The 12,847-nt window shown below is 43.7% G+C and carries 10 protein-coding genes; 7 read left to right on the top strand and 3 right to left on the bottom strand.

All coding sequences use genetic code 11. The features are described from left to right. Positions 1-359 precede the first annotated feature (359 nt). Positions 360-2,774 (bottom strand): amidohydrolase family protein, encoded by a 2,415-nt coding sequence (locus GX089_16200; protein NLP04037.1) that lies wholly within the window; start codon positions 2,772-2,774, stop codon positions 360-362. Positions 2,775-3,166: 392 nt separating this feature from the next. On the opposite strand from GX089_16200, the gene GX089_16205 reads away from it, so the two are divergent. The 7 genes from GX089_16205 to GX089_16235 all read left to right on the top strand — a co-directional run bounded on the left by GX089_16205 (position 3,167) and on the right by GX089_16235 (position 10,029). Beyond that, the gene (locus tag GX089_16205) at positions 3,167-3,952 is read left to right on the top strand and encodes a creatininase family protein (protein NLP04038.1); all 786 of its coding nucleotides are present in this window, start codon (positions 3,167-3,169) and stop codon (positions 3,950-3,952) included. After that, positions 3,930-5,255 carry an insulinase family protein gene (locus GX089_16210; protein NLP04039.1) on the top strand — a complete coding sequence of 442 codons (1,326 nt, stop codon included), beginning with the start codon at positions 3,930-3,932 and terminating at the stop codon, positions 5,253-5,255. The genes GX089_16205 and GX089_16210 overlap by 23 nt, the downstream gene beginning before the upstream one ends. Before the next feature lie 5 nt (positions 5,256-5,260). Continuing rightward, entirely contained in the window at positions 5,261-6,586 is a 1,326-nt protein-coding gene (locus GX089_16215; GenBank protein ID NLP04040.1) for an insulinase family protein, read from the top strand. Positions 6,587-6,668: 82 nt separating this feature from the next. Continuing rightward, the gene (folK, locus tag GX089_16220) at positions 6,669-7,154 is read left to right on the top strand and encodes a 2-amino-4-hydroxy-6-hydroxymethyldihydropteridine diphosphokinase (protein ID NLP04041.1); all 486 of its coding nucleotides are present in this window, start codon (positions 6,669-6,671) and stop codon (positions 7,152-7,154) included. Positions 7,155-7,167: 13 nt separating this feature from the next. Then, positions 7,168-7,884, top strand: coding sequence for a deoxynucleoside kinase (locus tag GX089_16225; GenBank protein ID NLP04042.1), 717 nt, complete (start codon positions 7,168-7,170; stop codon positions 7,882-7,884). Positions 7,885-7,888: 4 nt separating this feature from the next. Further along, complete coding sequence (locus GX089_16230; GenBank protein NLP04043.1) at positions 7,889-8,746, top strand: pantoate--beta-alanine ligase; 858 nt, start codon at positions 7,889-7,891, stop codon at positions 8,744-8,746. Beyond that, positions 8,743-10,029 carry an alpha-amylase gene (locus GX089_16235; GenBank protein ID NLP04044.1) on the top strand — a complete coding sequence of 429 codons (1,287 nt, stop codon included), beginning with the start codon at positions 8,743-8,745 and terminating at the stop codon, positions 10,027-10,029. The genes GX089_16230 and GX089_16235 overlap by 4 nt, the downstream gene beginning before the upstream one ends. 35 nt (positions 10,030-10,064) lie before the next feature. On the opposite strand, the gene GX089_16240 is transcribed toward GX089_16235, so the two are convergent. Both GX089_16240 and GX089_16245 read right to left on the bottom strand, forming a co-directional pair. Beyond that, positions 10,065-11,696, bottom strand: coding sequence for a DUF2341 domain-containing protein (locus GX089_16240; GenBank protein ID NLP04045.1), 1,632 nt, complete (start codon positions 11,694-11,696; stop codon positions 10,065-10,067). Further along, positions 11,689-12,531 (bottom strand): TIGR02147 family protein, encoded by an 843-nt coding sequence (locus GX089_16245; GenBank protein ID NLP04046.1) that lies wholly within the window; start codon positions 12,529-12,531, stop codon positions 11,689-11,691. Before GX089_16245 ends, GX089_16240 begins: the two co-directional genes overlap by 8 nt. Positions 12,532-12,847: the final 316 nt, after the last annotated feature.

The following is a 12,847-nucleotide window of genomic DNA, read 5'->3' on the forward strand; positions in this document are numbered from 1 at the left end:
CTGTAGGGGTATGGAGTACTGAACATGTTGCCCACATATTTTTTGTAATGAATCGAAATTGTAGCAGTCAGGTTTTTGCTTTGATGTTCCACCTTTGGCCTTCCTTCAATATATACCGTAAAAATAAAGAAAATGAATACAGATAATTTTCCAAATGAATTGTACATATCAGACTCTTGCTTGTTTTTTAGGAACATTGAATGAATTCGACCTTATATCCTGTTCAAAATCAAATGTCTTTATGAAAACCCATTTTCATATAGCTTATCATTATTGTCAAAATCTTAACAAACAGATATTCTTATATTGAATATGTTAATCTTTATACAATGTAATACAAATGTTTGATATGACCAAATTTAAAGATGTGAAAGAACATCGCATCTGTTTGGTTCGTAAAATTGATCAATTGAGCTGTACATGGTTTTCTTTACCAATTCCCTGATATCCCACATAGAGCCGAACAGTTCGTAAAGTTTGTCGGCAATATACTCAAGGTTAAGAAATCTCTTCGGGTTTATAACCATACAGTATGCACACAGTTCCTCATCTATTGAAAACAAATTCTTACTCATAGATTTGACAAAAGAATCATAATGTCCATACTTTGATCTTTCAGAACCAATCAGATACCAGTCGGTGCCAAACAGAAGTTTAGTCTTTACTTTCGGGTGTTTCTGGATAATGTCACTAAGTCTTTTGTATCTGTTTCTATCACTGAAAATATAGTATGACAAGTCGACATAAAAATTATCATATTTTTCCATCATCTCTACCATTTTTCCTACCCAATTGTCAGGCTTATCCCAATCCTTACACCATGCTTCCTCACCGCCAAAATGCGCAAGGCATAGATAAAGTTTTGGAAAATCCTGCAAAACGCTCTCCCAGGCCCATGGGCTCACAAAAACCTCTCTGAAGAATTCCATTTTTTCATCATCTGAAATATTTTCAGCAGGGAACAAATAATCGTAGTAAAGCATATAGTCATGTGCGAAAACACCGCCGCTTGATCCATGACATATAATAGGAATTTTATGGCTCACACACTTTTCATAGAAATTGTACATATCAGGAAGTCGTCCATGAAGTTTCTTCTTCTGTTTATGTTTTGAACGGCTGCGCACTATTCGATCCTTATAGTCATCAGGCCTGTAACCAAGGGCTGTATACATTTTGAAACCGATTGCAGTACATAACGATAATGCTGTTTGGTCACTTGATACTTGGACCAGGTAGGAAAATGGCTTATCCCATTTTCCTTTGTAATTTGAGTTGTTTAGAACAATTCCCTGCCATCTTCGAGGGTCGTAATGAAAAAACGGTAATGCCAGTCCTTTTGTAGATCTACAGAATTGACTGGTAGCTTTAACTTGATCTATATATGCTTCCATTTTCTGAACTCCCTTTTTTTTCAGGGAAACCCACTTTCTCTTCCCCTCATCTTCATAGCTCCAATATCCGCTGTTGCCATGTTTATCTTTCAGATAAACTGTTTTCCCATCATACCCATGATAGGATGCCAGCTCCATATCCATGGGCATGATTATATGTATCCGTTTTCTCTGTTCAGGCAGGCCAAAAAAATTATTGAAACTTCTGTCAACCATCACCTTGCCAGACTCCTGAACCAATCTGTTTCCAAGATCATCAGTGCTCATCGAGGCATAATCTGCAAGTTCATGCTGCGTAAGGGAGATAAGCTTTTTTACCACTCTGTTTTCCATGAAATCCCAGGAGGGTTTTAATGCTTGAATCAAGGCATTCTGTACCCAGATTACAGGAAGTGGTGCACATTTGGGAGCATTAATATGACAATGACAATCGATAAACCAGGGGACAATTATCTTCGATCGCTTCAATAAACTGATATTACAAGGTTTCCCGTACTTTCCCCGCACCACCGGTTCAAAATGAATCTCAAAATCTCTCTCTTTAATTTTTGAGAGATCCACATCCCAATCTGCTGTCCCGGTACCTGCTTTGATTTTACCTGACACCTCCGTAAACTGAATACAGTTCCCTGTTGCTTTACGGTAGTATAACTGAAAACGTATCTTCTCTCCATCGAACGCTCCGGATACATCTGCAAACAATCGTATACGGTTTCCCTCTGCTGCAGCAGAAGGTGTATCTTTTCTCAGCGTGTTATCAAGATGCTCCCAGCCCGCTGTGTAAATTGAGAGTTCCTTTTGCGGTTCAGGCAGATCATCGGTAAGCATATAACCGGAGGTGATCTCAAGAATCTCTTTAAAATCCTGTACGTTTCTGCAATGGTATTCATCACGCAGATACTCCACCCACTCCTTTTTCACCCAGTGCTTACCTTTTGTATATTCCCACTCTATCCAGCGGTAACGAAACTGAACCTGAAAGAGATGACCCGTGTTTTCAAATTCAGTTGAATATACATTTGGGAAAAACAGTCTTGTGGAGTTTATCTTGACCGGATATACAGCGGTCACAAAATAGATTTCAGTATTTCTTTTTTCTTCACTGTACCTGAGCCAGAATATCTCTATTTTGTCCAGAACACTATTGGCGCAGATTGTTTTGTATAACAAGGGAGCATAACTGCCAAACTCCAATACAAGAGACATGGGTTTGTGCTTGTGTTTCCATTCTTCCCTGAACCCATTGAAAATAAATCGACCATCTCCCACTTCATGATTGAACTGCTGCACACTCCACAGGGAGTCGACACCGCAGAACGTAACCGGCCCGGAAACTACCTGGTTTCGATGAGTGATTCGGACTAATGCAGGATCAGCCACGATCATTCTCCCGAATACTGTAATTTGTTAAGAGTGAGAATCATGCTGTGTTGAAGCTTTTCCCAATATAATTAAATAGAGAGATGCAGTGTGTAAAAATATTGGTTTGAACTTCACAGAATGGAGTAATAGACATAGTGAAGTGCTGTTAAGCCGGATTAAAGACATCAGTGACTGTTAGCCTGGAAATGCCACTCTGGTACATTCCTGCCAGAAAGAATTTTCGCGTCATTAAAATTACAGTGCAGGGTATTCAGAAAGGAATCATACTTCTCCACTTACAAGAAACTCAATCACTTATTGCAAGCCTGATGTATTTTGTGGTAGAGTTTTGATTAAAATACCATCTTCGCTGAAATTCAATCCCGCAGGTGTGCAATTCCAGGAAAAAGATGATTTTAAATAATACGATGAGGCTTTTGGATCTCTCTTTCAGAGAGATAGAGGAACTGGTAAAACAGTGTCCGGGTCTTATTTTCCCCCTTGGCAGTCTGGAGCCTTTTGGTCGGACAGTTCCGATTGGTGTGCCAACTTTCTGCTGTGAATCAATTGCTGCCGCGATTTCATCGAGGCTCTCGGTTCTTCTGGCACCCACTTTCCATTTTGGATGTTCAACGCCCTTCTGGTCATTTACCGGATGTACCGGTGTAAAACCTGCTGTAATGGTAAATTGTCTGCTTGATATTTCAAAAGCTCTGAAAGTTCAGGGCTTTAAGAGAATTCTTATGATTGACCTGTCTTCCAGTAATCAGGATGCTCTGATTCCTTTTCTGAAACGGGTGAACTCAAAAGAGGAGACGGTTAAAGTTTTTTCACTCCATACAGACAAATCAGTGAGATCTTTTCTGAGCCGGTCGACAGGTGTGGATGAGCCCTGGAGACAGGAGGTGGTGATACTCTCCCTGGCAGCATATCTGGGGTATCCCGGCCTTTCATCAGATATCCTTTCAGGTTCGGAAATCAGGGCAGATAAGGAAGCATTCAGGCGCTGGTTCAGGACAGGTAAGGATCCTCAGAAATTCCGCAGGCTTTTTCCTTCCGGGATTATTTCCTCCTCCTTTATCCGGTTTAGCGCAGGTTTGGGAGAAGATCTTTTTGGATTTATTTTAGAGTTACTTGAAAAAGAGTATACATCCTTTTTAAAAAGCTCATGTGATGATTCTAAAACAGATAGTTGAGCGTACACTGCCTAACGGTCTTAAAGTGATCTGTCTGAAGAAAACAGGTGCTCCTGTTGTTTCTGTGCAGTTGTGGTATAAGACCGGCAGTTTCTGTGAGAGTGACGGGATACGGGGGATTTCCCATATCCTTGAGCATATGATGTTCAGGGGCTCTTCAAAATTCGGTCCTGAGGAGCATTCGAACCGAATAAACGATGTCGGCGGGCACTGTAATGCTTTTACAACTGAAGATGTCACTGTTTTCATGGACAGCGTTCCCAGAGATTACCTGGAGATGGTTCTTGAGATGGAGGCTGACAGGATGCAGGGACTCCTGCTTGATAAGCAGGTATTTGAGACTGAGCGTAAGGTGATAATTGAAGAGTACCACACCTATATGAATAATCCTGTTGCCAAGTCGATGCTTGAATTCCGTCATGAGTTTTTCAGTAACCATCCCTATGCCACAGGACCTCTGGGGAAGATAGAGGATCTGAAAAGTCTGACTGTTGACGATTGCAGGGATTATTACCGGAAATGGTATTCACCTGACAATGCTGTTCTGGTTCTGGTGGGGGATTTTGAGCAGGATTCTGTTTTTGAAACCGTGGAGAAACATTTCTCTGATAAAAAGGCATCCGGTATTTCCACAGGTAACAAGGATGAGATCCCTGTAACTCAGAGCAGTGCGCCGCCATGGATGAAGCGACAGGTTGATTTTGATGTTCCTCTGATAATTATCGGCTATCCTGCCCCCTCTTCATCCCATGAGGATGCAGTTGCGCTGGAGATACTACAACTTGTGATCTCCGGCGGAGAAAGCAGCCGTCTTCACCGGGAGGTTGTCAGGAAAGAGTCCGTTGCGGTGATGGCTGGGGGGATAAATCATCTGTTGAAGAGGGCCGGGATGTCGATGTTCTTTGCGGCTTTTACTCCGGATATAAAACCTGCGAATGTGGAGCGTTCTCTTCAGAAGCAGATTCACAGAATAAAGACTGATGGAATCACAACTGAAGAGATGGAAAAAGTGAGGAATTCAACTTTGACAAGCAGGACATTTGAGCTTTACTCTGCTGAAAACATCTGCCAGAGAATAGGGTTCAGTGAATGTATTGAAGGTGATTACAGGTTGTGGGTTGAGCGGATGGAGCTTTTGAAGAATCTCAATACAGAAAGGCTGGTGGAAGTTGCGCGTAAGTACTGGGATGACTCCAGGAAGAGAGTGTTATATCTTCAGCCCAGGAGAACAAACCCCCTGCTTTACATAGGAGGGATTTTCAGGAGATTGTTCCGGAAACATCCGGGAAGGGAAGAGGATTGATAAGTATGGAATTTCGCTTCCGGTTTCCTTTTATAGATGAATTTCTTCTCAAGTCCGGGCTCCGGGTCATACTTGCACCTGACAAGGAGCAGAATGGTATCGTAGCCATTTTACAGCTTCCGGTCGGAAAATTTTCGGATCCTCCGCGGAAAGAGGGTTGTGCGGAGCTTTGTTTTGAGTTGGTGCAGAAGGGTTCCGGGGAGCTTTCATCGGAGGAGTTTTCAGGAAAACTTGAGTATACCGGTGCCAGTGTTTTTTCTGAGGTTGGGGAGGAGCATTCTGTTCTGGGGATAAGGATGCTTTCCAGGAATGAGGATGAGCTTTTTCCGGTTTTCTGGAATATGATCCTTAGTCCAAGGATGGAAGAGAAGGAGTTCCGCCGTATCGGGCAGGAGATGGCCACTTCAATGCATGCTGAGTTGTCGGATCCCGCTGTAATCTCAAGTCATCATTTCTACAGTTCAATGGCAGGCAGGGAGCATCCGGCCGGAAGGTTTCATACACTTGACTCACTGAAAAATATCACAATTGCAGATGTTAAAGAATTCCATAAAAACCATTTTACTCCTGAAAGTTGTATTCTGACTGTAGCCGGAGATTTTGACCCGGAATCTTTTAAAAGTAAATGGCTTGCTTCTCTGGAAAGCTGGGTTGGGGATGGGAAGAAGGATGTTTTTTTTGCTCCAGCGGTAAATGAGTCCGGAAGTGAACTGAGGCTTGTGAACAAGCCTGATCTGACTCAGGCCACCATACTTCTTGGGCATTATGCCCCCGGGGAGTTGTACAGGTGGAGAAACGAGATGGCTCTTGCAAATTACATACTTGGAGCCGGAAACTTCTCGTCAAGGCTTATGACCCGGATTCGTTCCCTTTCCGGAAAAACCTACGGTATCTCTTCTCAGTTAGTTACCTCGAAGTATTTCGGGGCTTTTCTGATCTCTACTACTACTCTGAGTGCAACTGTTTCTGAGATGCTGAAGATGATCAGGGAGATATACGGTGATTTCTGCAGCAATGGAATCACGGAAGAGGAACTGGAGAGGGCGAAGCGGTTTGCTATCGGCAATATGGCTTTTCAGCTTGAAGGAATTTGCAGTATAGCGGAAAAACTGCTCTGGCTGCGTTTTTACGACAGGCCGAACTCCTATATTGAAGAGTTTGATGCCATGATAAACAGGATTTCTGTCGAGGATGTTAACAATTCGATCAGGGAATGTTTTTCACCTGAAAAACTGATTACCGTTATAGTGGGACGTAAAAAAGAGATCCTGCCTCAGTTGAAGTCATCTGTGGATGTCAGAAATTTTCATTTCCGGGAAAAGATTGGATAAATACCGGTCTTGTGCTGCTTCCAAAGTGGTAATTGCAGTTCCTGCTGCTGCATTATAAACTATATTTCAATGCATGACTGCTGTGGCCTTGAGTCTTGGGAGTAATCTGGGAGACAGGGGAGAGAATATCAGCAGGATGGAGTCCTTTCTGGAGGGTTTTTTAGGGGGGCCAATTCTCAAGTCCTCTTTAATGGAAACAGAGCCTCTTGGGGTGGAGGACCAAAACTGGTTTTTTAACCGGATAATCAGTGGTAATTATAACAGAGAGCCTCTGGATCTTTTGTCAGCAGTTGAGAAAATTGAAAGAGAAATGGGAAGGGACAGAAAGGGGCTTCTCAAACCCAGGACAGCCGATATAGATATCCTGATATTCGGGGAGATGGTGATTAAAACAGAGCGGCTTACGATTCCCCACAGAGGAGTTTTAGAGAGAAGGTTCTGTCTTGAAGGATTGAATCAGATAGTGCCTGACTGGGAGTTTCCAGGCAGCGGGAAAAAGATCAGATGGTTTTTTGAGAATATGGACAGAGATATAAGGAAACAGAAGATAAGGTTTATCCAGAACTGAAGACAGGCTGTAAATGTTAACAGATGAAAAGAAAATACCTGCACATTTGAACTATATCTGTATTGAAGGGGTGATTGGTGCCGGGAAAACATCGCTGAGTTACCTTCTGGCAGAGAGATTCAATGCCAGGACAGTTCTGGAGGAGGCGGAGGAGAATCCTTTTCTTCCCAGGTTTTACACCGACCGGCGCATGTTTGCTTTTCAGACCCAGCTCTGGTTTCTGGTCTCGCGGTACAAGCAGCTCTCAGTGATGGTGGCGCAGCAGGATCTCTTTCATCAGGTTACAATAAGTGATTACCTCTTTGCCAAGGACCGGATATTTGCAAGTATCAACCTTGACGAAGATGAGCTGAGTCTTTACAACAATATTGCCAGGGTGATGGAGTCATCTATTGCTCAGCCCGATCTTGTTGTATATCTCCAGACCTCAACCAGTGTTCTTTTAAAAAGAATTGAGAAGCGGGGAAGACCCTATGAATTCAACATGGATGCAGATTACCTGGATCTGCTCAATTCTGCATACAATCACTTCTTTTTCCATTACAACTCCACACCGCTTCTGGTGATCAATACAAACGATATTGACTTTGTAAATCGCAGGGAGGACCTTGAGGAACTTGTCAAGCAGATAATAAACGTCAAACCAGGAACAACATTTTACCAGCCAATGGGCGCAAAAGATAAAAATCTCCTTAAAAACAGCGAAAGAAAAAAGTCCGAGAACGGGTGATATTATGGTGATAGTCAGATCTGTGGCGGAGATGAAAAATCTCTGTTATACTCATCGAATTTCAGGAAACTCAATAGGTCTTGTCCCCACGATGGGAGCTTTGCATCAGGGCCATCTCTCACTTCTGGCCAGGGCGTCAGACCAGGCGGATATAACCGTGATGAGTCTTTTTGTGAATCCTGCACAGTTTGGACCTCAGGAGGATTTCGAGAAGTATCCCAGGGTTTTCGAACAGGACTGTGCCAAGGCTGAAGAGGCGGGGTGTGACATACTTTTTGCTCCATCAGTTTCAGAAATGTACCCGGAACCCTTCTGCACATTTGTTAATGTTGAGAAGATAACCGAGACACTTTGCGGGGCGACCCGAAAAGGGCATTTCAGGGGAGTTACCACTGTTGTTCTTAAACTTTTTAATATTGTTAATCCGCAGATAGCTGTATTTGGGCAGAAAGACGCACAACAGGTTGTAGTAATAAAACGCATGGTTGAGGACTTGAATTTGTCTGTGAGTATCGATGTTGCCCCGATAATCAGGGAGGGTGATGGTCTGGCGATGAGTTCCAGAAATTCCTATCTCACTCCATCGGAGCGTGCTGAAGTTCCCATGATTTTCGCAGGTTTGCAAAAAGTAGTGAAATGGTACTATCAAGGTGAACGGGATGCAGGCGCTATTAAGGACGCTATTTTGAAGGAGTACTCTTCAGGGAAATACTTTTATCCAGAATATGTTGAACTGGTAGATACTATCTATCTCAGGCCTGTTGAAAAGATAGATTCTCCGGTTTTAACAGCGGTGGCCTGTATCACAAAAGAAAGTAAAACACGTCTAATAGACAACATCGTATTAGGAGGATCTTTGTGAAGAAGCAAGATGATGTTCCTTTGATTTTCAACCTCTTTCCCCGTCATTTCAAGACAATTGACAACTGGGCGGAAATAATACCTCATGTCAAAGAGATGGGTTTCAATGCGATTTTTGTCAACCCTTTTCACGAGACCGGATTTTCCGGAAGCCTGTACGCAGTCAAAGACTATTATCGTCTCAATCCTCTTTTCCTTAAAAAAGGTCAGGACCCTTCCGATTTCAGCCCCCTTAAAAAATTCATCAAAAAATGCAAAGACAATGACATGGATATCATAATGGATCTGGTCATTAACCATACTGCCTTTGACTCGGTTCTCACCACAAGTCATCCTGAATGGTACAAACATGATAATGAGGGAAGACTTATGAATCCTTTTGCAATAGATCCCGGTGATGGCAACAAAGTAACGGTATGGGGAGATCTGGCAATCATTGATAATGACGGCAGTTCTGACAGAGATGGTTTATGGAATTACTGGGACAGTCTGGTTGCTTTTTTCCAGAAAATGGGAATTCTGGGATACCGCTGTGATGCTGCGTATCAGGTTCCGGCACCTTTGTGGGATAGATTGATCTCATCTGCAAAGAAGAGAGAGCCGGGTACGATGTTTTACGCAGAGACTCTGGGATGTCAATTGTCCCAGATCGAGGCTCTTGCCCACGTGGGATTTGACTATCTATTTAATTCCTCAAAGTGGTGGAAATACGACCAGCCCTGGGCTCTTGAACAGCATCAGTCCAACAAAAGAATCGCCCCATCGATCGCTTTCCCTGAATCTCACGATACAGAGCGGCTCGCAAGTGAGTATCCGGGAACAATTGAGGCACAGAAGGGAAGGTACGCTTTTGAGTCGCTTTTCTCAAAAGGGCTTATGATGACCATGGGCTTTGAGTACGGAGCCAAAACCAGAATGGATGTAGTGAAGGGCAGTCCTGAGCATGTTGACAAGCCGCAATGGGACCTTACCCAATGGATCGGGATAATTAATGATCTTAAAATGAAAATTCCTGTACTGGGTGAGGAAGGTGCATGGAGAACACTCTGCGACTACAACCAGCCATTTCTTTTTCTGAGGAAAGATTCAGATTCAGGTAGTAAGCCGGTTTGTGTATGTGTTAATAAGAATCTTACAGGTGAGACAACTATCGAGGAGTGGATGATTCCTCCAGATGTGAAAAATTGCTCCAGGGCCATCACCCTTACTTCGTCAAAACCTGCAGAGGAGCCGGTACCCAAAGCATTTGCGCTCGAACCTGCCGATGTAGTACTGTTTATGTGATTCAGGAGTAAAGGGCCGCCAGGAGGCGGTCCTTCTTACCGTTCCAGCACAGTGACCGTTCCGTCAGTCTTCTGATTCAGAAAATCAACCTTTATATATTCCTGTGTTCTGGCCTGAGACTCGATTCGCACTTCGTCGAGATAGCCACCCAGCGGATTGATGGCAGTAGAGTCTGCGGAGAGATCAGCTCCGAGAATTATCCCCATGCCTGATGTGGAACTTGATATGTCGAGGTCTAAGAGGCCTTCATCCACCTCTTCACTGTCAATGTAGAGTTTCGCTGTCTCAGACTCATCTCTTACCAGGGAAAGCGAGTACCAGAGATCGGAAGACAGATGAGATGAGATGCATACAGTGTCGAGTATACCATTTTCAGATGTCCAGGCGAAAACTGCACCGTCAGAGCCTGAGGAGATTCCTATTTTGCTGTTGTCAGGACTGAAATTCAGCACAAAAAGATCGCTCCGCTGAATCTCTGTAATTTTGAACCAGAGTGAGATTGTAAACGGACCATTCCCGAAATGGTAAGAGGGGTGATCAGGTATGCAGATGTAGTCATTGGTGCCGTTAAACTGTCTTCCCGGCCCGATTACTCCCTCCTGTCCTCTGGCGCGAACGAAATCATCACCATGACCCTGAATAAAAGTGGCATCTTTGTATAAATCATGGTTTCTAACTCCGTCTTTTTCCCCGACCAGATGCCAGACCCCGCGAAAACCCAGTGATGTATCGAACACCTGTGCCGGACTGGCCTGGTTTTCATCATCACCGTTTCCCCATCGCATGATTATGAATTGTAAGGAGGAAAGCGGCTTGTCGATACGGATCCAGGTTTCACCGATCTCATTCTGTGAATCCCACCGTTCGTGTTCGTAGAAAAGAGGTGATCCATCCGGAGCAAAGAACCGGATATCTCTGCCACTGGTTAATACCTGACTGAAGATGAAATTATCTGACGTAAATCTCACAAGCAGGGGTATTCCGCTGATATTGCTGATATTCTGTATCTGATCGGTGTTAATCAAAATCAGGCTTGAATATGGAAATGTTTTCTGAGTGTCGATGATTAAATAATCACCGGGATTTACCTTTATGCTGTCTGTCAATTTGACTGACTCAGTTCCGGAGGAACTGGTGAACAGAAGCGGCGGGAGGCAGCCGGATGGCACAGAGTCGATATTTGTAAAAGATGAACCGGGATCTACTGTTTTGGATATCCGTGTTCCTGGAATGTAAACGGTTCCTTCACCGGGCAGAAAGCTGCCGGGTACCATTATTCCAGATGGATCTTTCAGCGTGTCGGGATCAAGCGTGATGCTGTCTGATTGATCTATTCTGATACTGAGCCGAAGCAGTCTCTTCCCGCTTGAGGGATCGTAAGCTTCAAGATTATAGTATCCTGAATCGATGTCTTCGAAATGGTAGACTCCGGATGAATCCGCTGACACGGTCAGAAGAGTGCAGGATAAGAAAGGGGAGAAGTCCTGCGGGATTAGATCGATCCTGGAGAATGAACCTGGCTGGTTCTCAGAAATCATTACTTTACCGGTGAGTTTACCTCCGCTGGATTCTGTATCCAGACCTCCTCCTGCCAGTGCGGGATTGTGCGAACAACCGGCTATTGATAAAAGGGCTGCTACAAGGAATGCTATTATCCATCTATTCACTGGGTGACTCCTTGTGCATTGGGTTAGACAAGGGGAACATGTTGATGTTCAACTGGTAAACCTGGTCTGCTCCCGTGTCCGCCTCGGCGATTCTCAGGAGTTCCTGTCTGTGCTCCCTGTTTTTAATTTTGAATAACTCGAAAGTTTCCTTTGAAATCCTGAAAGTAGTTGAGGAGTTTGAGATAAGCTCGTTTGGCCCGAACCGGTCAAAAGCTTCAAGTGCAAGTTTGAGCATCGCAACCTGATAATTCAATATCTGATGTGATTTGATATCCTGTCCTGTTGTAAGAATCGGTGAGCTTTGAACAAACCTGCCATCCTCTTTTTTCAGAAATCCCAGCTTAAGCAGAAGCTCGACTGACTTGCGTGCCTGTTTTGCAGTTATCTCGGGTCTGAGCATCTGTCCCAGTTTCCTGTAATCACCCTTGAAGTCTCTGCAGACAACAAGCTCTCTGATTACACTGTGGTAATACTCTGAGAAGATATCGAACTGGCTTTCCTTTATTACCTGTACATCTTTGCGGTTTAAAATTTCAACCAATTTGGAGAAGTACTCATTCTTTTTTTGGAGAGACCTGGCCTGATTGAACTTGACCAGGAAGGTGAAGTATTGTGATTCCTGAGGGTTGAGCTCCAAAGCCAGGGATGTTTTCTGTATGACAGCGTCGGTGAGATTTCTTTTTCCCTGTACCACCAGGGGATAAAATCCCGATGAATTGATTCCCGCCAATGCGGAAAGGGTTCGGTATGTGAAAGATTTTTTCTGTGACTTTTTATAGAGATAATAGTCACGTATGTATTTGCGGTAATCTGTGTAACTGAAGATTTTATCCACTTTTCACCTGGAGAATGCTGGGATATTTGATTTGTTACAGGTAATTAGCCTGTAACCATAATATAAATCATTTTGGGGCGTTTTGTGGGGGATTTGGGGGGAGGGGTGTGGAATTGTGCAAAAAAGTGTAACCAGACTTTCCTCGGAGGTGCTTTAGTGACTTAAAGGCTTAAGTCATGATTTCATCTTGGAGGTACATCGGTGATTTAACATTTTCTCAGAGATGACATAGGGATTTTGTCTTTGATCATTGTTTCACCTCGAAGCTAACCCCTGATATAGCTTCTCCACCTCCAAACCCGAAACATCAACCCCA

Origin of the sequence: Fibrobacter sp., assembly GCA_012523595.1 — a bacterium.
Taxonomy (GTDB): domain Bacteria; phylum Fibrobacterota; class Chitinivibrionia; order Chitinivibrionales; family Chitinispirillaceae; genus JAAYIG01.